Origin of the sequence: Pseudomonas sp. RGM2987 (assembly GCF_022952855.1) — a bacterium.
Taxonomy (GTDB): domain Bacteria; phylum Pseudomonadota; class Gammaproteobacteria; order Pseudomonadales; family Pseudomonadaceae; genus Aquipseudomonas.
On record NZ_JALJDX010000197.1, the window covers coordinates 21,476 to 39,380 of the forward strand.

General features: G+C 61.3%; 18 protein-coding genes. 7 read left to right on the plus strand and 11 right to left on the minus strand.

What is annotated here, in order from left to right; all coding sequences use genetic code 11:
- Positions 1-80: 80 nt before the first annotated feature.
- The 7 genes from RGM2987_RS14685 to RGM2987_RS14715 form a co-directional block, all read right to left on the minus strand.
- Positions 81-575 carry an adhesin gene (locus RGM2987_RS14685; RefSeq protein WP_245142370.1) on the minus strand — a complete coding sequence of 165 codons (495 nt, stop codon included), beginning with the start codon at positions 573-575 and terminating at the stop codon, positions 81-83.
- Positions 576-803: 228 nt separating this feature from the next.
- Positions 804-1,286: a CS1 type fimbrial major subunit gene (locus tag RGM2987_RS14690; protein WP_245142372.1), complete on the minus strand. Its 483-nt coding sequence runs from the start codon at positions 1,284-1,286 to the stop codon at positions 804-806.
- A gap of 45 nt (positions 1,287-1,331) precedes the next feature.
- The gene (locus RGM2987_RS14695) at positions 1,332-2,075 is read right to left on the minus strand and encodes a molecular chaperone (RefSeq protein WP_245142375.1); all 744 of its coding nucleotides are present in this window, start codon (positions 2,073-2,075) and stop codon (positions 1,332-1,334) included.
- Positions 2,076-2,133: 58 nt separating this feature from the next.
- Entirely contained in the window at positions 2,134-3,381 is a 1,248-nt protein-coding gene (locus RGM2987_RS14700) for a hypothetical protein (RefSeq protein WP_245142378.1), read from the minus strand.
- A 48-nt stretch (positions 3,382-3,429) separates the two neighbouring features.
- Complete coding sequence (locus tag RGM2987_RS14705; protein ID WP_245142381.1) at positions 3,430-4,686, minus strand: hypothetical protein; 1,257 nt, start codon at positions 4,684-4,686, stop codon at positions 3,430-3,432.
- 88 nt (positions 4,687-4,774) lie between these two features.
- Positions 4,775-7,309 carry a CS1-pili formation C-terminal domain-containing protein gene (locus tag RGM2987_RS14710; RefSeq protein ID WP_245142383.1) on the minus strand — a complete coding sequence of 845 codons (2,535 nt, stop codon included), beginning with the start codon at positions 7,307-7,309 and terminating at the stop codon, positions 4,775-4,777.
- A gap of 128 nt (positions 7,310-7,437) precedes the next feature.
- Entirely contained in the window at positions 7,438-7,923 is a 486-nt protein-coding gene (locus RGM2987_RS14715) for a CS1 type fimbrial major subunit (RefSeq protein ID WP_245142385.1), read from the minus strand.
- A gap of 419 nt (positions 7,924-8,342) precedes the next feature.
- On the opposite strand from RGM2987_RS14715, the gene RGM2987_RS14720 reads away from it, so the two are divergent.
- From RGM2987_RS14720 to purT, 4 genes are all read left to right on the plus strand, one after another.
- On the plus strand, positions 8,343-8,924 hold the full coding sequence (locus tag RGM2987_RS14720) for a PadR family transcriptional regulator (RefSeq protein ID WP_245142387.1): 582 nt from the start codon (positions 8,343-8,345) through the stop codon (positions 8,922-8,924).
- Positions 8,917-9,705 carry a siderophore-interacting protein gene (locus tag RGM2987_RS14725; protein ID WP_245142389.1) on the plus strand — a complete coding sequence of 263 codons (789 nt, stop codon included), beginning with the start codon at positions 8,917-8,919 and terminating at the stop codon, positions 9,703-9,705. The genes RGM2987_RS14720 and RGM2987_RS14725 overlap by 8 nt, the downstream gene beginning before the upstream one ends.
- 214 nt (positions 9,706-9,919) lie before the next feature.
- Positions 9,920-10,387, plus strand: a complete 468-nt coding sequence (locus RGM2987_RS14730; RefSeq protein WP_245142391.1) for a VUT family protein — start codon at positions 9,920-9,922, stop codon at positions 10,385-10,387.
- Positions 10,388-10,488: 101 nt separating this feature from the next.
- Positions 10,489-11,670, plus strand: a complete 1,182-nt coding sequence (gene purT, locus RGM2987_RS14735) for a formate-dependent phosphoribosylglycinamide formyltransferase (RefSeq protein ID WP_245142394.1) — start codon at positions 10,489-10,491, stop codon at positions 11,668-11,670.
- Positions 11,671-11,873: 203 nt separating this feature from the next.
- Here purT and RGM2987_RS14740 read toward each other — a convergent pair whose 3' ends face one another.
- Positions 11,874-14,288, minus strand: a complete 2,415-nt coding sequence (locus RGM2987_RS14740) for a glucose/quinate/shikimate family membrane-bound PQQ-dependent dehydrogenase (RefSeq protein WP_245142396.1) — start codon at positions 14,286-14,288, stop codon at positions 11,874-11,876.
- 498 nt (positions 14,289-14,786) lie between these two features.
- Between RGM2987_RS14740 and RGM2987_RS14745 the strand changes: the two genes are divergently transcribed.
- Together RGM2987_RS14745 and RGM2987_RS14750 are read left to right on the plus strand one after the other, a co-directional pair.
- The gene (locus tag RGM2987_RS14745; RefSeq protein ID WP_003205228.1) at positions 14,787-15,017 is read left to right on the plus strand and encodes a VF530 family protein; all 231 of its coding nucleotides are present in this window, start codon (positions 14,787-14,789) and stop codon (positions 15,015-15,017) included.
- Between the two features lie 3 nt (positions 15,018-15,020).
- Positions 15,021-15,677 carry a Pr6Pr family membrane protein gene (locus RGM2987_RS14750; RefSeq protein ID WP_245142399.1) on the plus strand — a complete coding sequence of 219 codons (657 nt, stop codon included), beginning with the start codon at positions 15,021-15,023 and terminating at the stop codon, positions 15,675-15,677.
- A 182-nt stretch (positions 15,678-15,859) separates the two neighbouring features.
- Here the strand turns inward: RGM2987_RS14750 and RGM2987_RS14755 are convergent, their stop codons facing one another.
- From RGM2987_RS14755 to RGM2987_RS14765, 3 genes are read right to left on the minus strand one after another with little or no spacing between them, the layout of a single operon-like run.
- Positions 15,860-16,069 (minus strand): DUF1289 domain-containing protein, encoded by a 210-nt coding sequence (locus tag RGM2987_RS14755; RefSeq protein ID WP_245142401.1) that lies wholly within the window; start codon positions 16,067-16,069, stop codon positions 15,860-15,862.
- Positions 16,066-16,590, minus strand: coding sequence for a gamma carbonic anhydrase family protein (locus RGM2987_RS14760; protein WP_245142404.1), 525 nt, complete (start codon positions 16,588-16,590; stop codon positions 16,066-16,068). The genes RGM2987_RS14755 and RGM2987_RS14760 overlap by 4 nt, the downstream gene beginning before the upstream one ends.
- Positions 16,591-16,605: 15 nt before the next feature.
- The gene (locus tag RGM2987_RS14765) at positions 16,606-17,205 is read right to left on the minus strand and encodes a CoA pyrophosphatase (RefSeq protein WP_245142406.1); all 600 of its coding nucleotides are present in this window, start codon (positions 17,203-17,205) and stop codon (positions 16,606-16,608) included.
- Positions 17,206-17,350: 145 nt separating this feature from the next.
- Here RGM2987_RS14765 and RGM2987_RS14770 point away from each other — a divergent pair, with 145 nt between their 5' ends.
- Positions 17,351-17,902, plus strand: a complete 552-nt coding sequence (locus tag RGM2987_RS14770; protein ID WP_245142409.1) for an NUDIX hydrolase — start codon at positions 17,351-17,353, stop codon at positions 17,900-17,902.
- Positions 17,903-17,905 lie beyond the last annotated feature (3 nt).

Sequence of the window (17,905 nt, forward strand, 5' to 3'; positions counted from 1 at the left end):
TAGCAGGAAGGAAAGACTCCAGCGCACCCCACCGCCAGAAAAAGGTCGTAGGGTGCGCAGTGAGTCAAAGCACCACGCGCTTAAGCCGATATTCTCGGCACAGCGTCGTAGATCACGGTGAAGTCACCGGTGTAAAAACCTGGACTGCGATCCACAGGCATGGAATCAGCACGAATCCTCATCTCTACCTGCGTGCCTGGCGTGGACGAGAGATCATCCACGACTTCCCGAGGGATACCGTCCAACCGGACGTTGTTGAACTTTACATTCAGAAATATGACGTTGTTTGCGCTTGTGAGCATAGCCCGCCCTCCCTCGATGTAGGCATGGATCGAACCTTCGGTATTCTTCACGTCGAAGGTCTGGCGCAAATATCCCAAGTTGTCCTTGATAGGGTCGTAATGCATGACCTCGTTCTTGCCAAACTCGGGATCGCGGGGCTGCACATGGAACTGCTGGGTCGGAATATTCGCGCTGATATGGATGGGTGAGCGTGCATCATCGGCGCCCAATGCCAGCGAAGAACCCAAGGCAGTAACGCCCAGGGCGATGGCGGAGGCAAGTTGCTTGAACATGTTTGATACCTTTCCTGGTTATTAGAGAAGCGAAGAAACAACAGCATCGTCCCGCCCATCCGATACTCCCGTGGCGAGGGAGCTTGCTCCCGCTCGACTGCGCAGCAGTCGCAACGGTGGCCAGGCAAAAACAGCAGGGGCGGCTTCGCCCGAGGCGTCGGACCGTCCCAGCGGGAGCAAGCTCCCTCGCCACGAAGATTTCGCACTGGCTCGATGTGTGGGGTTGCCCTACGGCGCCGTGGCGTCGAACACCATGTGCACCGTGCCGTAGTAGTCGCCAGGCTTGTAGTCGTCCGCCGGTTTGATGGCGGCGATTTCCAGCGGCACCTGGCGCCCCGGCCGCGCGTCGATGGCCGTGACCACCTGGGCGGAATCCAGGGTCAGTTCGACGCCGTTGAAGCGCACGCGCAAATCGATGCGCTCCCGCCCATTGGACAGGTACGCCTCCTCCCCGAGGCGTGCGCCGATGGAGCCGTTGCTGTTCTTCACCTCGTAGGTCGCCCGCAACGGGATGAGGTCCGAGGTGATGGTGCTGAACGGCAGGCGCTGCTCGCGCTGGACCAGTTGCGGGTCGAGGGGCAGCACGTAGAAGTCGGCCGTCGGGATGGTCACGTAGAGCTCGAAGGTTTCCCGCTCGACCGCCCCCCAGGCCGAAGCCCAGGGGAGTATCAGTGCGGTGAGTGCGACGGGGCGTAGCGGTAGCTTGGTCATTCTGATTTACCTGTGGCGTCAACGACGACTCGGCGACGGCAGCCGTCAGCCTTTGATCTCGACATTTTTTGTCTTGCTGCCTTCGATCAGGGTGAAGCGGTATTCACGCCCCGCCTCCTTGTCGAATGAAAACGTGCGACCGGCCATGACGTGATGCTTGGTGGTGGGCCGGCATTCGTTCTCTTTCTTCGCTTCGCAGTCCTTGAACTCATCGATCACCAGCACGCTGTTGCCGTTATTGCGCATCAGGTAGCGATTGGGGTTGTCTTCGATCACGGTCTCAAAGCGGGTGTCCTTGGGGCGCACAAAGAACACTGTGCCGTAACCCGCCAACACCTTGACTCCGGCGGCCACGCGCTCCTTCTTGTACTCCTCTCGCTCTTCGGCGCTGACGGCAAACTCGTCTTCCGCTTCCGGCACCACCGGCACGAACCGCACGCGGAAATAACGCTCCTTGTCGCGGTTGCCCATGAACAGCAACCGCGTGCCCTGCACTCCGTTGGCCGGCACGATCAGCCGCGCCGGGCTGGCCATCAGGCCATCCCGGGCCTGGGCGCTGGCCTGGTTCTGCAAGGGCACCTCGCTGTAGGTGCCGTCTTCGTTGTAGATGATTTCGAGGATGTTCACTTTGACGAACGCCGTCGACGTGCCGCCGTTGAACACCCGTTTCATGTACGTGGTCTTGTTGCCGTCCAGGTAGTCGTAGACCACCCCGACACCAATCTGCGGGCCCGCCTGGGCGACGCCGCAAAACAGAGAAAACCCGACCCAAGCCAAAAGATGCTTCATTGCTTTTCCAACCTCATGCGTTAAACGTAATTCACTATTAGGGCGGCCCGCAGGCCGCTTAAACGTCCGAATCCCAGATCACCGTGACGCTGCCGGTGTAGCGTGTGGCGCCCGTGTCCAACATCTCCTCGACGCTGCCCCGGGCCACCTCGAAGTGCAGCATTGCGGGCCGACGATCGACATAGATACTCGGCTGAAACAGCTCGGTGCCACTGCCGTCACGCAACAGCGGACGCTGGTTGACCGGTTGGCCACTGGCATCAGTCAGGCCTTCGGGCAGGGTCACGCTCACGTTCACCGGCACGGCATGGTTAGTGCCGGTTTCGGTGATCGCGCAGGTGTTGCCACTGATGTGCTGGCATTCAAGGTTCATCTTGAAACGGGACGAGGCCGAAATATGGAAGCGCTGGTCGCGGAACAGCCTTGTCGGTTTGCGACCGCTGTTCAACCAGCTTTGCCAGCCTTCCTGGGGCACCAGTTCCACCCGGTTGCCGCCGGGGGGCACCTCCACCTTGAGGTTGTGCTCGACGTCCAGTTTGAAATTGAAGGTGATTATCGAGTCGGTGGGGATCATGACGTCGCCCATGTCGAAGTCCTGCCCAGGCCCGACGCTGTAGACCAAGGACCCGATGTATTGGCCGGACGACATCTTCAACGGATTGGGCGTGCGCAGTTCGTAGCCAATAGTCAGGCTGTTGTAAAAAATGCTCGGAATCAGGTAACTGGCCCTTTTGGCGCAAGTACCTTCCACTGGGGTCTTCCAGAAGAAGAAGTAGACGACATCATTCAAGGTGCCGTAACCGGTGGATCGACAGGGCGAGGGGGCATACATCCAGGGGGAACCGCCCCATAACTTGGCATGAGCGGCTCTGAAATCCACGCCGCCACCTACCAACTCAACCGCACTGACCGGTAGTTGGTAGTACGAACCGATGCCGCCTATGCGTACCTGCACGATTGCAGTTTCGCCCGTACCGGTATGGGTCACTTGAGCCAGACGCCAACCGGCAGGTACGTCGAACATCGCCCCTTGACGGGGATTACCATGACCGGCCTGGATAGGCGCATTGGAGTAGACGTTGATCAGCGCCTGAATGCTGGAAATTTTCTCCGCTTCACAGACCGCCGGATAGTATTCACAGTACCCCGAGACCGGCGTGGTGTTGCGAAAGGTAGTCTCGTCGGGCTTCGAGGGATCGGGCCTGAAGACCGCAGTGATGTCCTTGCTCAGGGCCCCGGCCGTCGATGCACCGACCAACATCATCACTGACACCACGCTACGCACTGCTACTGGTAAACCTTTCATTTAATCCCTCACCTTCCCTTCCACCTCAGGCAGGCCAATCCGTGCCCTTTAAACTTCCGAATCCCAGATCACCGTGACATCGCCGGTGTAGCGCGTGGCGCCCGTGTCCAGCATCGCTTCGACGCTGCCCCGTGCCACTTCGAAATGCAGCATTCCCAGCCTGCGGTCGACGTATAAGCCAGGCTGGAACAGCTCGGTGCCGCTGCCGTCGCGCAGTAACCGACGACGGTTGACCGGCTGCCCGGCGCCGTCCGTCAAGCCATCGGGCAGGGTTACGCTGACGTCCACCGGCACGGCGTGGCCGGTGTCGGTTTCCGAGATGGCGCAGGTGTTGCCGCTGATGTGCTGGCACTCGAGCGCCATCTTGAAACGCGAAGAAGCGGAGATATGGAAGCGCTGGTCGCGGAATAGCCGCGTGGGTTTGCGTCCGCTGTTGAGCCAGGATTGCCAGCCTTCCTGGGGGACCAGTTCGACGCGGTTGCCGCCGGGGGGCACTTCGACTTTGAGGGTGTGTTCGACAGTCAATTTGAAGTCAAACGTAATTATCGGATCGGAGGGGATCATGACATCGCCCATATCGAGGTCCTGACCCGGCCCAACGCTGTAGGTCAACGACCCCGTGTATAGACCGCTCGACATTTTCAGAGGGTTTGGAGTGCGCAATTCGTAGGCGAAATCCAAATATTCATAGGCCAGGCTTGGGATCAAAAAACTACTCTTTTTGGAGCATGCCGCTTCGACCGGGGTTTTCCAGAAAAAACGGTAACTCGTTGCGTTCAAGCCTCCATGACCGGTGTATCTGCAAGGTGACGGGGGATTCACCCAGCTATTCCCATACCCACCCCATAACCGGTTATGTGCCAGCGTAAGATCAATATCCGGGTTACCTATCAGATCAAGCACATTCATTGGAAGTCGGTATCTCGAGCCGATTCCTGAAAAGCGCACTTCAACAGTTTCGGTTTCACCCGTAGCAGCATGAGTTACTTGTGCGGTGCGCCAATTGGCGGGCACCTTGAACGTCGCGCCTTGTCGATAATCGGTGTGATTCGCCTGGATAGGACCGATCGAGTCGAAGCGGGTAGGCAGCTGAATACTAAACATCTTGGTGGCTGCGCAATCCGCCGGATAGATCGTGCAATAACCAGTCACCGGTGTGGTATTGGTAAATTGATTCTCGTTTGGTTTCGAGGCATCGGGCCTGAACACCGCGCTAATATCACGGTTCAAGGCATTGGCCGCCGGCACACAAGCAAACAACAACACCGAGACCACGCAGCGCAGGGCTACCGGTAAACATTTCATTTATACAACCTCATGAACCAACGCCAATCCCTGCAAATAATGGTGAGAAATTGCGTGGGAGCAGCCTTGCCCCCACCATACAAACGGTTCACGAGCGCTGTTTCGCCGGGTCGACCGCAGCCAGCGAACTGTCCGCCAGACTGTCCGGCGTACAACGCAAGTCACCGATCATCAGCACATCGCCGTCATCGCTGGCGTTGTCCGGATCGAGGCGGAACCGGCAGAACAACTCGTTGCCGTAACGCACTTCCAGGGTTGGCGAAGCGGCGTTCATTTCCATGGAGAAGAACCCGTCCGCCTCGCTGACGCCGCGGCTGGCGTGGTTGATCACGTGATGGCCCTTGAGCGGCTCGCCCTGCTCGTCCAGCAGGCGCCCGAGCACGGTCACGGTTTTCATTACGCTGATCTTGCGATAGTCCACGCCGCCCTTGTTCAGGTGATAGCGGGTGCGGGCCGGCTCGATGTTCGCCGCCGGTGGGTGCACGCCCTCGAAATCGAAGGTCACCATGCTGTTGCGGTAGGCGGTGATCGGCACGAAGTTGCGGCCCGGATGCAAAGTGGTGGAGCCGCCAGTCAGGTCGTCGGCGCGCAGGACGATGTCGTCCAGGTCGGTGTCCACGTCGACGATCATTCCCGCGCCACGGTTGTGAGGCAGGCCGGTGAAGGTGGCTTTCTGGCCGCCGACGGCCACGGTGCTGCTCAGGTTCAGGCCGCCGGTGAGGTTATCGTTATAGGACGAGCGCTGGAGGAAACCGTCGCCGTAAAGCGATTCGGTACTGAAGCTGGCCATGCTGGACAGGCCCACGCCATAAGTGTCGGCCAGCGCCGTGGCGGAGACGTTCTGCAGCACATGGTCCTGGAGGTCCCGGCGGTAGGTCAGCGAGGCATTATTGTCCCGGTCGCCCTCGCGGGAGGTGCGGGTGCCGATGCTGCCGGACCAGTATTCGCCCGGCCCGCCCAGCGCCACGCTGACGCTCAGGTCCACCCCGCGATTGCGCTGGTCGTTGGTGCTCGACGTGCCGGGGCGGTCGAACACCGACAGGCGCCAGTTGGCATCGCTGCCGCGCAGCTTGCCGCGCTGGGTCCAGCCCAGGTCGAGGCCGGTGCCCTGGACGTTGCCTTCGCTGTAGGCCAGCCGGCCGTTGACTGAGGATTTGTTGCTCAAACGATGGTTGACCGACAGCGACGAGTTGCTGGTCTGGCCGACGAACACGTTGCGCTGGCGAATCCGCGTGCCGTCCGGCAGGGTCTCGTAGGTGTTGCGGGTGTCGAGCCAACTGCGGTTGTGGCTGGCGACGACGCTGCCCTGGCCGTAGCTGTACAGGGCCTGCACGTCCATGCCGTTGCCGTACTGTTCGGTGTGGTAGACGTTGGCGTACAGGCTGGTGTGGGAGGCCAGGGTCCAGTCAATCGACGTGCCGACTTGCAGCTTGTCCTGCACCTGCCGGGTGGAGCCGCCGAGAATCACCCGCGGGTGCAGCAGGTAGTTGACGCCGATCCCCGCCGTTGTGAACCCCGAAGGCTGGTCTTCCCAGTTGCTCCAGAGCCGGGTTTCGCGACCGGCGAACAGATTGTAGCGCCAGCGCTCCTCCGTGCTGCTCCAGTTGTTGGGTTTGTAGACCAGTTCCTGGCTGGTGGCGGTGGTTTGTCCATCCTCGATCAGTCGCACTTCCACTTCATAGATGCCGCCGGGCAACGGACGGGTGTCGAGGCTCTGCAAGCCGGCGCTGACGGCCTGGGTGTTGATCAGCAGGCCGCTGCGATAGATCTCCACCGAGGCCTGGCGGCTGGCGGTGACATAAATGGGGTAGACGCTGGGCTTCGGATTGTCGATCACCAGGCTGTCGGAACTGCCGTACATCACGCCCAAGGCGGTGTCCGGGTTGGCGCCGAACGAACGGATCTGCCGGTTCAAGCCATCGGAGCTGGGGGTGAAGTAGCCCAGGCGGAAAAAATTGCCTTCCAGTTCGCGCTGGGTAAAGAGTTCATGGACGGCGTGGTAGACCTTGTCGTCCGGCCCACCCAGGCGCGAGAGCTGAAGGTCCAGGGACTGGCTCCAGTTGCCGACGCTGGAAACGGCGTTGAGGCCATAGCGTCCGCCGGTGTCCTGTTCCTGGCCACCGTTGAGATTGAGCTGGTTGTTGAAGATCAGGCCGAGGCTGCCGCCTTGGGGTTGATCGTGATAACGCAGGGGTTCGGTGCCGCGCTCGACATCTTGGGTAAGAATCGACAGCAGCGAGTTTTCCAGGCTGTAGTGCACTGCGAGCAACCCGGCCGTGCAATTGGTTTCACAGGCGCCTAACAGTTGTCCTTGTTTGAGCCGTTGTTCCCACTGCTCGCGCTCGATGGCCTTGATGGTGCTGTCGTGGGTGTCGGTGAATTCAAGCAAGGTAATACGATCATCTCGCGTCAAGACCACCATGGCTTCGCCGAGATACTGTTGATTGAGCTCAATACGAACGGCCAGGGGCACGTCGAAGAAGTGTGCTTCAAATTCCGCCGGCAGGCCCTTGGCCTGGGCCAGCAGGCTACTCGGCGTGGTACCGGGGGCAGTCGGCGCGGCCAATGCATTCGCGCACAACAACAGCGCGAGCGCACCCGCGATGGGTGTCATCGGTAACATCAACGGACTCTCATGATCAGCGAGCTTTTCGGGGTATTTCAGGTACAGGCCGACCGACTGGGGAGAACCGGCCGGCCTGCTTGCGATGCCCGGGGAACGAGGTGGCCGTCACCGGGCAGCGAATGGCCTTACGGGCGCGGCACGGCGTCGAAGATGACGGTCATGTCGGCGGTGTACAGGCCATTCTGGGTGGCGAGCGGCTTGGCCGGGGTGATGGTCATGTCAGCCTGGGTGCCCGGGGTGGAGGTGGCGTCATCGACCACTTCCTGGGACGTGGCGCTCAGGGTGACGCCGTTGAAGGTGGTGGTCAGGGCGATGGCATCGCGGCCGTTGTACAGCGCAGCCGGGCCGCCTTGGATGTAGGCATTGACCGAACCTTCGGTGTTTTTCACGTTGTAGGTCTGGCGCAGCGAAGTCAGGGTGCCGCTGACCGTGTTGTAGGTCATGGTTTCATCCTTACCCCAGTTGGCGTCAGTTGGCTGCACATGGAACTGCTGGGTCGGGATGTTCGCGGTGATGTGGATGGACGACTGCGCATCATCCAGAGCGAAAGCCAGCGAAGAACTCAGGGCCGCAGCGGTCAGGGAAGCGGCGGTTACGATTTTCATGAGCATTGTTAACACCTGTTCATAAGCAATAAAGAGAGAAGGGTTGAAGTAGCAGGCCAATACATATCGGTGTGCCCCTTCAACGCGGTGCATGATCGTCGCTCTTTAATTAAAAATAAGCAGGAAAGTTCACCTGAGCTTGTAGTAAATCGCGCACACGAAACTGCGAAAAATACGCGGATTTCGATAAAGCGTAACTTTTAATGTAAGAGACTTCCCACAATCTCACTAGTTACGGTTAAAACACCCCACGCCTATCCGGTTTCGTCCCGCAAACATAAGGGACTGGGGTATGGTCATATTTCATTTCCTGTAGGACCCAACTAAGATATATCGCTTATCCAAGATATATCTATATAGGCAAAGATATATCTGAAGTCAAAGATATATCTCGGTTCTATTTATGCAGAACAGAGAGCAGATAGATGACAGTCCTTTATTCCTCTTCCACTTCAGAACCCGGTTATCGCGATGGCTTCGACCGCCGCCCTCCCGGTCGCGAACGCGTCAGCCGTGGCCCACGGGTGTTCGCTGCCGGCGACTTGAAATTGCTACTGCTGGCGCTGATTGCCGAGAAGCCCGGCCACGGCTATGAGCTGATCCGCCAGATCGAGTCCATGTTCGACGGCGCCTACACCCCCAGCCCGGGGGTGATCTACCCGACCCTGACCCACCTGGAAATGGGTAAGATGATCAGCGGCGATGCCGAGGGTGGCAAAAAATGTTACAGCGCGACCGACGCCGGACGTCTATTCCTGCAAGACCAGGCCCAAGCGCTGGATGCTGTGCGGATGCGCGTTGAAACCAGCAAGCGCACCCTGCGCGAGCAGGATCGGCCGGCGGAGATCCGTGAGGCGGTGGGCCACCTTCGCCAGGCCCTGCAGAAGCATCAAGGCCGCTGGAGCCCGGAAGAAATCCTGCGGGTACGCGCACTGCTCAATGACACCGTCAAAGCCATCGTCGACGGCCCCGCCCGTCCCTCTGTATCGGAGTCAAGCAATGACTGAAATCGATCCAAATACCATTCACCGCGTCAATCACCCAATCAAACGCCGGCGCCTGCAAGTATTGCGGGTGGTCGACCTGACCCCGCGCATGCGCCGTATCACCGTAGGCGGGCCGGAACTGGCGGGTTTCGTCAGCCTGGGCACCGATGATCATGTGAAGCTGTTCTTCCCTCAGAATGCCGAGGAACACGCCGCGCTGGAAACCTTCGACCCCAGCGCCGGCAAGGACCAGGGGCCGTTGCCGCCGATGCGCGACTACACTCCGCGCCGCTATGACCTGGACAGCCTGGAGCTGGACCTCGACTTCGTGCTCCACGGCGACGGCCCGGCGGCAACCTGGGCGGCCCAGGCCCGGCCCGGGCAATACCTGAACATCGGCGGGCCTCGCGGCTCGATGGTCGTGCCGGACATCTTCGACAGTTACCTGCTGATCGGCGACGAAACCGCCCTGCCCGCCATCGCCCGCCGCCTCGAAGGCCTGGCGCCGAACCGGCGTGCGCTGGTGGTGGTGGAAGTGGAGAACGGCGCCGAGCAGCAAGTGCTGCATAGCCCGGCGCAGGTCCACGTGATCTGGGTGCTGCGCGAAGGCCGCCAGGACAGCCTGCTGACCACCGTGCAACATCTGGACATGCCGGGCGGCAAGCTGTACGCCTGGGTCGCGACCGAAAGCAAGGTGTCGCGGCGGATTCGCAAGGTGTTGCTGGAGGAAAAAGGGTTGGATCAGGATTATGTGAAGGCGGTGGGGTACTGGAAGGCGGATGGTAGCGACGAGGCAGACTGAACACTTACCCGTGGCGAGGGAGCTTGCTCCCGCTCGAGTGCGTAGCGCTCGCAGGCTTTTTGGGGCCGCTGCGCGACCCAGCGGGAGCAAGCTCCCCCGCCACAGGGGCAAGTCAGTCCACAAGCGAGTCGGCTGATAAGCCGCTATCGCGAGCAAGCTTTGCTCCCACTGGGGTTATCATTCGCCTTCGAATATTCGCCGAACCAGGTACCCCATGCTTTTCCTGATCGCCTACATCTCCAGCGTCGTGCTGATCAACTACGCATTTTCCGCCGCGCCGCACCTGGACGTCATCTGGTCGGCCTGGGGTGGGCTGGTGTTTATCCTGCGCGACATGGTGCAAACCCGCTTCGGCCACGGCGCCATCGTGGCAATGCTGGCGGCGCTGGTGCTGTCCTATGTCACCTCGGATCCGACCATCGCCCTGGCCAGCGCCACGGCGTTCGCGGTGTCGGAGTGCATCGACTGGCTGGTGTTCACCATCACCAAGCGTCCGTTGCATGACCGGTTGTGGATCAGTTCCGCCCTGAGCATCCCTTTGGACACCTTCATCTTCTTCGGCCTGATCGACGCCCTGACGCCCGCCGTGGTGGGCACCGCCCTGGCTTCGAAATTCGCCGGGGTCACGGTCGTCTGGCTGATCATGGCCTGGCGTTTACGCAAACAGGCCGTCGCGAGCTGAAGCCAAAACCCGCGGTTCATGTAAAATGCCGCGCTTTCTCTCCATGGGAAGCTCGCCCGGCGTGCAACCCTCGATGATCCGCTCCTTTTGAGGACCTTCAGATGACCCGTATCGGAACCCCATTGTCGCCGACCGCGACCCGCGTTTTGTTGTGTGGCAGCGGTGAGCTGGGCAAGGAAGTGGTAATCGAATTGCAGCGCCTGGGCGTCGAAGTGATTGCCGTGGACCGCTACGCCAACGCCCCGGCGATGCAAGTGGCCCATCGCAGCCACGTGATCAACATGCTCGATGGCGCCGCCCTGCGCGCGGTGATCGAGGCGGAGAAGCCGCACTTCATCGTGCCGGAAATCGAAGCCATCGCCACCGCGACCCTGGTGGAACTGGAAGCCGAAGGCTTCACCGTGATCCCTACTGCCCGTGCTGCGCAGTTGACCATGAACCGTGAAGGCATCCGTCGCCTGGCCGCCGAAGAACTGGGGCTGCCGACCTCACCGTACTTCTTCGCCGACACCGTGGAAGACTACCGTAAGGCGGTCGAGACCCTGGGCTTCCCCTGCGTGGTCAAGCCGGTCATGAGCTCCTCAGGCAAGGGCCAGAGCCTGCTGCGCAGCAGCGATGACGTGCAGAAAGCCTGGGACTATGCCCAGGAAGGCGGCCGGGCCGGCAAGGGTCGGGTGATCATCGAAGGCTTCATCGATTTTGACTACGAAATCACCCTGCTCACCGTGCGTCATGCCGGCGGCACCACGTTCTGTGCGCCGGTCGGCCACCGCCAGGAGAAAGGCGACTACCAGGAATCCTGGCAGCCCCAGGCCATGAGCCCGGCGGCCCTGGCTGAATCCGAGCGCGTCGCCAAGGCCGTGACCGAGGCCTTGGGTGGTCGCGGGATGTTCGGTGTCGAGCTGTTCATCAAGGGCGATCAGGTGTGGTTCAGCGAAGTCTCGCCACGCCCACATGACACTGGCCTGGTGACGCTGATCTCCCAGGATCTCTCGCAGTTTGCCCTGCACGCCCGGGCCATTCTCGGCCTGCCGATCCCGTTGATCCGCCAGTTTGGGCCATCGGCCTCGGCCGTGATCCTGGTGGAAGGCCAATCGACCCAGACCGCCTTCGCCAACCTCGGCGCCGCCCTGAGCGAACCGGACACCGCCCTGCGCCTGTTCGGTAAACCGGAAGTCAACGGCCAGCGCCGCCTGGGCGTGGCCCTGGCCCGCGACGAATCCATCGAAGCCGCCCGCGCCAAGGCGACCCGGGCTTCGCAAGCGGTAAAAATCGAGCTGTAAGACTGCACACAATCCCCTGTGGCGAGGGAGCTTGCTCCCGCTGGACGCGCCAGCGTCCCCTGCGATGTGATGGCCCGAACACAGGGGGCTGCTTCGCACCCCTGCGGGAGCAAGCTCCCTCGCCACGAAAGCTATGGTGTAACAAGTAATAAAAAAGGCGACACCCGCAAGGGTGTCGCCTTTTTCATGTCCGCCGGTCGGGCTTAATCCGGCAGTTTGTACGCGATCACATAATCACCCTGCTTGGTGCCCAGGGAACCATGACCGCCGGCGACGACCAGCACGTATTGCTTGCCGTCCTTGCCGGTGTAGGTCATCGGCGTGGTCTGGGCGCCGGCTGGCAGGCGACCTTCCCAGAGTTGCTTGCCGTTCTTCACATCGTAGGCGCGCAGGTACTGGTCGAGGGTGCCGCTCAGGAACGCCACGCCACCGGCGGTGGTGAACGTACCGCCCAGGCTCGGTACGCCCATGCTCAGCGGGATCGGAACCGGCGAGCTGTCACGCACGGTGCCGTTCTTGTGCTTCCACAGGGTCTTGTGGTTGGTCAGGTCCACGGCCGCGACATAACCCCAGGCCGGAGCCTGGCACGGCAAGCCCATTGGCGAGAGCAGGGCTTCGAGGATCACGCCATACGGCGCGCCCTTGTTCGGCTGTACGCCTTCGGTCTCGCTCTTGCGACCCGGGCCGCCGGCAACTTCCGCGGCCGGGACCAGCTTCGACTTGAACGCCATGTAGCTCGGGTTCACGAAAGCAATCTGGCGCACCGGATCGACCGAAATGCCGCCCCAGTCGAACACGCCGAAGTTACCCGGGTAGACGATCGAGCCTTGCAGCGACGGCGGCGTGAACATGCCGTCATAACGCAGCGACTTGAAGTCGATCCGGCACAACATCTGGTCGAACGGGGTCACCCCCCACATGTCGCGTTCCTGGAGGACCGGCGGCACGAAGTTCAGGTCGGACATCGGTTGGGTCGGCGAGGTGTGGTCGCCTTCCACCGCGCCTTGCGGCACCGGGATTTCCTTGATCGGGATGATCGGCTGGCCGTTGCTGCGGTCCAGCACGTAGATGCTGCCCTGCTTGGTCGACGCCAGCACGGCCGGCTTCACGCCATCGGCGGTCTTCATGTCCATCAGGGTCGGTTGGCCGCCGACGTCCATGTCCCACAGGTCGTGGTGGGTGAACTGGAAGTACCAGCGCACCTTGCCGGTGGCGATGTCCAGCGCGGTCAGGCCGGCGGAATATTTTTCCGATTCCGGCGTGCGATTACCACCGAACTGGTCGGGGGTCTGGTTGCCCATCGGCAGGTAGAGCATGCCGAGTTTTTCATCGACGCTGAACATGGACCACATGTTTGGCGAGTTGCGGGTGTAGGTCTGGCCTTCGGCAATCGGCGTGGTGTCGTCCGGGTTGCCGCTGTCCCAGTTCCACACCAGCTTGCCGGTGTGCACGTCGAAGGCACGGATCACGCCGCTGGGTTCGTCGGTGGAAACGTTGTCAGTGACGTGGCCGCCGATCACCACCAGGTTCTGGGTGACCGCCGGTGGCGACGTGGAGTAATAGCCACCGGCCGTGAAGCCGCCGATGTTGGCGCTCAGGTCGATCTGGCCTTTGTCGCCGAAGTCTTCGCACATCTTGCCGGTGTCGGCATTGAGAGCGATCAGGCGGGTGTCGGCGGTCGGCAGGAAGATCCGCCGTGGGCACACGCTGCTGGCCGGCGTGGTGCTGGCGGCACCGGTCGGGCTCTGCTCAGCGGAGGCGTACGCGGCGTCATCGTGATAGCTCACGCCACGGCAGGTCATGTGCGCCCAACCCTTGAAGTTTTCCGCTTTCTGGGTGGAAAGCTTCGGATCGAAACGCCAGATTTCCTTGCCGGTTTCCGGCTCCAGTGCGATCACCTGACTGTGGGGCGTGCACACATAGAGCATGCCGTTGACCTTCAGCGGGGTGTTTTCCGCGGTGGTCTCGCCCGGATCGCCTGGCCCTGGCAAGTCGCCGGTGCGATAGCTCCAGGCTTGCTCCAGCTTGCTGACGTTTTGTGGAGTGATCTGAGCCAGCGGCGAATAACGGTCGCCATGGGCACTGCGGCCATAGGAATTCCAGTCGCCGTCCGGCATTGCCGGCGCAGTGTTGGTCATGCCCGGCACGCTATCGCGGTCCAGCTGGCCCTTGATTTCACCGGGGTTGGTGAACTGGCTGGCTAGTGCGACAACACCGGCGATGACCACGGCGGCGCCCAATGCGCGGGTTCCCGTTGGCGAAGCATCGGCGGTCAGCAGCGGACGGCGGAACCACGGCAGCAACAGGACGATACCCAAGGCGAACAACATCGCCAGGCGCGGCACCAACTGCCACCAGTCCAGGCCGACTTCCCACAACGCCCACACGGTGCTGGCGAACAGTACCAGCGCGTACAGGCCCAGGGCTGCGCGACGGGCCATGATCAGCAGTACGCCGGTCAGTGCCAGGCCGATACCCGCCAGCAAGTAATACCACGAGCCGCCAAGCGTGCTCAGCTTGACCCCACCCGCCAACAGGGCCAGGCCCATCAATAGAAGCAGAATGCCGAGCAGACTCGGTAGCAGACGGCTTCGACTCAAAGCACCCTCAGTGCTCATAGTGTGATTCTCCGTGAGGTTTTAAGGAGTCCCGCGCAAGGTGTCACTGTAGATGACGATCCTTTGGGGGCATGGTTCAGTTAAAAAGTGTCCGGATGTTGCAAACCCTTGTGGGAACGGGCTTGCTCGCGAAAGCGGTGGCTCAGTCAACTGCAGCACTGAATGTGGGATTGCTTTCGCGAGCAAGCCCGCTCCCACAGAAAAGCAGTTCGCCCACCAAACATGAGACAGCGCTATCTTTCACAATGGGGAACTACACCTTCGGGAGGACGCAAAGGCTCTATCACGCCAACAGAAGCGTTTCAGCAAGCGGCGCAAGGATAATGATCTGTTACAAATAGAGAAAGTGCTTTTGATGACATGGATCATCGCGAAATCGGTAACAGTGTGCCACCACGGTAACGACTCTCACCCACGAAGGCGCACGCTATGCTTCCACCCTACCGGCACCTCGGCTAAGGTGCGCGGCTTTCACCCTTTTCGCGCAAAGGCCTCCCCATGACCGAACCCAACAACAACCCGCTGCACGGCGTGACGCTGGAGCAGATCCTCAACGCCCTGGTGCAGCATTACGAATGGTCGGGGCTGGCCGAGCGCATTGATATCCGTTGCTTCAAAAGTGACCCGAGCATCAAGTCGAGCCTGACCTTCCTGCGCAAGACCCCGTGGGCACGGGAGAAAGTCGAGCGCCTGTACATCAAGCTGATGCGGACCAAGCGGCCGGTCTGAGCCGTGGGCATCGATCCGGGTCGGCGCCTCACGCTGCGCCAGCGTTTCGTATCGGTAACAGCGCTGCTGGGCTGGGTGGGGTTGAGCATCCAGCTGTACCTGATCCTGCTCGGTCGCTGGGAATTGGGCGCGAGCCTGCTGGGCGGGCTGGTGAACACCTTCAGCTTCTTCACGGTACTGACCAACATCCTGGTGGCGGTGGTGCTGACCTGGGAACTGAACGAGCGCCCCTCCACCGTGCGACGCTGGTTCCTGCTGCCGAGCGTGCGCAGCGGCATCGCCGTCAGCATCGCCCTGGTCGGCCTGGCCTATAACCTGTTGCTGCGCCATCTCTGGCAACCCGAGGGCTGGCAGTTCGTGGCCGACGAGTTGCTGCACGATGTGGTGCCGCTGCTGTATATCGCCTATTGGTGGCGCTGGGTGCCCAAGGGCAGCCTGCACCTGGGCCATGTCGGCCTGTGGATGATTTATCCGGTGGTTTATTTCGCCTATGTCCTGCTGCGGGGGGATTTGCTGGCGGCCTATCCCTACCCGTTCATCGATGTGGCGAAGCTGGGTTATCCACAGGTGTTCATCAATGCCGGGGGGATATTGTTGGGGTTTGTGGTGATTGCGCTGGGGGTAGTGGGGCTGGATCGGTGGATGGGGCGTGGGAACTAGCAAATCTCGATCGATGCTTTTGTGGCGAGGGAGCTTGCTCCCGCTGGGCTGCGCAGCGGCCCCAAAGCAGTCACTTCAATCTGCCTGACGTGTCCGGGTGCCAGGTTTTAGGGCTGCTTCGCAACCCAGCGGGAGCAAGCTCCCTCGCCACGGGTTTTATGTTCACTTCAATTGCGCGGACATCAACACTTCGCCGGCAACATCCACAGCAACCCACTGGCCTTCGCCCGCTCGTGGCACAACGCGAGGACACTGCGTCGCTCCTCGTTGTCCATCCGGCTCCAGCGGGTGATCTCTGCCACGGTCCGCTGACAGCCGGTGCAGATGTCGTCATCGTCCAGCGCGCAAATGCTCACGCAGGGCGACGGGACCGGGCGCTCGGCGGCGGTCATTGGTCCTGCTCGGCCAGGTCGCGGGCATAGCGCTGTGCGTTGTGAACGTAGTGGGCCGCGCTGGCTTCGAGCATCTTCTTCTGCGCCTCGGTCAACTCGCGCACCACCTTGCCCGGCGAGCCCATGACCAGCGAACCGTCGGGAATCTCCTTGCCCTCGCCGATCAGCGAGTTGGCGCCGATGATGCAGTTCTTGCCGATCTTCGCGCCGTTGAGGATCACCGCATTGATGCCGATGAGGCTGTAGTCGCCGACCGTGCAGCCGTGGAGCATGGCATTGTGGCCGATGGTCACGCCGGTGCCGATGGTCAGCGGGAAACCCATGTCGGTGTGCATCACCGTACCGTCCTGCACATTGCTGTTCCTGCCGATCAGGATCAGTTCGTTATCGCCACGCAGCACGGCGTTGAACCAGACATTGGCCCCCTCTTCGAGACGGACCTTGCCCACCAGCGTCGCATTGGGAGCGACCCAGCTGTGTGGGTGGGTTTCGACACGGGCATCGCCCAGGCGGTATTTCATGACGATCCTCGGGCTTCAGGTATTGATAAAGGTTCTGGGCGGCTTGTGCAGGTCAATACCGGCGTCGAACAGCAGGTTGACCAGCTCGACGATCATGATCGCCGTCAGGCCCCAGATCTTGTATTCGCCAAAACGATAGCTGGGCACGTACCAACTGCGCCCCTGGTAATCGATGCGGTGCGTGTGTTCGCGGGGATCCTTGCGGAAAAATTCCAGCGGCACGCTGAACACTGCGGCAATCTCCGCATCGTTGGCCTGGTATTCGACGAAGTCCGGAATCACCCCGACGTACGGCGTGACCTTGATGCCATGCAGGGAAATCAACGGACTGAGGGGGCCGATCACTTCCACCAGGCCAGGCGGCAGGCCGATTTCTTCCTCGGCTTCGCGCAGGGCGGTGAAGATCAGGTCCGGGTCCTCCGGATCGCGGCGCCCACCGGGGAACGCGACTTCGCCGCCGTGGGTCGAGAGCCCGCTGGCACGCAGGGTCAATACCAGCTCCGGTTCTTCACTGCGGGTGATCGGCACCAGCACCGCGGCTTCAGGGAAACGTAGGTCGGCCTCCAGATCGTGCGGGGTATGGTTGCTTACTCGATGCAGTAGCTCGTCCAGCATGAGACTTCTCGATTCATTCGCTACCTTGCATCATGCACCAATCGTTCAAGCGGCCCAACCCCCGCACCGCGTCGTGTCGCGAAACGACAACTTGCCGCACCGGCCCGCCCACGCCAAGATAGGCGCAGCATTCAGGAATCCAAGCATGAAATTCTGCAGCCAGTGCGGTAACCCGGTGACCCAGCGCATACCCGAGGGCGACTCGCGCCTGCGCTTTGTCTGCGACACCTGCCACACCATTCACTACCAGAACCCGAACATCGTGGCCGGCTGCGTACCGACCTGGGGCAGCAAAGTCTTGCTGTGCCGTCGCGCCATCGAGCCACGACGCGGTTACTGGACGCTGCCGGCGGGCTTCATGGAAAACGGCGAAACCGTCGAACAGGCCGCCGTGCGCGAAACCGCCGAGGAAGCCTGCGCCCGGGTGCGCAACTTGAGCATCTATACGCTGATTGACGTACCGCATATCAGCCAAGTGCATGTATTCTTCCGCGCTGAGCTGGTGGACGAAGACTTCGCCGCCGGGCCCGAGAGCCTGGAAGTGCAGCTGTTCGAAGAAGCTGACATTCCTTGGGATGAACTGGCGTTCCGCACGGTGGGCCGCACCCTGGAATACTTTTATGCTGACCGGCGAGCCGAGGATTACCCGGTGCGATCCGAATCGATCCCACCGCTGGCCCAGCCTGCCAATATCTGAAAA

Bases quoted from the DNA above. Each gene is read 5' to 3' on its own strand.
- RGM2987_RS14685 (WP_245142370.1), bottom strand. From the start codon at position 575: ATGTTCAAGCAACTTGCCTCCGCCATCGCCCTGGGCGTTACTGCCTTG.
- RGM2987_RS14690 (WP_245142372.1), bottom strand. From the start codon at position 1,286: ATGACCAAGCTACCGCTACGCCCCGTCGCACTCACCGCACTGATACTC.
- RGM2987_RS14695 (WP_245142375.1), bottom strand. From the start codon at position 2,075: ATGAAGCATCTTTTGGCTTGGGTCGGGTTTTCTCTGTTTTGCGGCGTC.
- RGM2987_RS14700 (WP_245142378.1), bottom strand. From the start codon at position 3,381: ATGAAAGGTTTACCAGTAGCAGTGCGTAGCGTGGTGTCAGTGATGATG.
- RGM2987_RS14705 (WP_245142381.1), bottom strand. From the start codon at position 4,686: ATGAAATGTTTACCGGTAGCCCTGCGCTGCGTGGTCTCGGTGTTGTTG.
- RGM2987_RS14710 (WP_245142383.1), bottom strand. From the start codon at position 7,309: ATGTTACCGATGACACCCATCGCGGGTGCGCTCGCGCTGTTGTTGTGC.
- RGM2987_RS14715 (WP_245142385.1), bottom strand. From the start codon at position 7,923: ATGCTCATGAAAATCGTAACCGCCGCTTCCCTGACCGCTGCGGCCCTG.
- RGM2987_RS14720 (WP_245142387.1), top strand. From the start codon at position 8,343: ATGACAGTCCTTTATTCCTCTTCCACTTCAGAACCCGGTTATCGCGAT.
- RGM2987_RS14725 (WP_245142389.1), top strand. From the start codon at position 8,917: ATGACTGAAATCGATCCAAATACCATTCACCGCGTCAATCACCCAATC.
- RGM2987_RS14730 (WP_245142391.1), top strand. From the start codon at position 9,920: ATGCTTTTCCTGATCGCCTACATCTCCAGCGTCGTGCTGATCAACTAC.
- purT (WP_245142394.1), top strand. From the start codon at position 10,489: ATGACCCGTATCGGAACCCCATTGTCGCCGACCGCGACCCGCGTTTTG.
- RGM2987_RS14740 (WP_245142396.1), bottom strand. From the start codon at position 14,288: ATGAGCACTGAGGGTGCTTTGAGTCGAAGCCGTCTGCTACCGAGTCTG.
- RGM2987_RS14745 (WP_003205228.1), top strand. From the start codon at position 14,787: ATGACCGAACCCAACAACAACCCGCTGCACGGCGTGACGCTGGAGCAG.
- RGM2987_RS14755 (WP_245142401.1), bottom strand. From the start codon at position 16,069: ATGACCGCCGCCGAGCGCCCGGTCCCGTCGCCCTGCGTGAGCATTTGC.
- RGM2987_RS14760 (WP_245142404.1), bottom strand. From the start codon at position 16,590: ATGAAATACCGCCTGGGCGATGCCCGTGTCGAAACCCACCCACACAGC.
- RGM2987_RS14765 (WP_245142406.1), bottom strand. From the start codon at position 17,205: ATGCTGGACGAGCTACTGCATCGAGTAAGCAACCATACCCCGCACGAT.
- RGM2987_RS14770 (WP_245142409.1), top strand. From the start codon at position 17,351: ATGAAATTCTGCAGCCAGTGCGGTAACCCGGTGACCCAGCGCATACCC.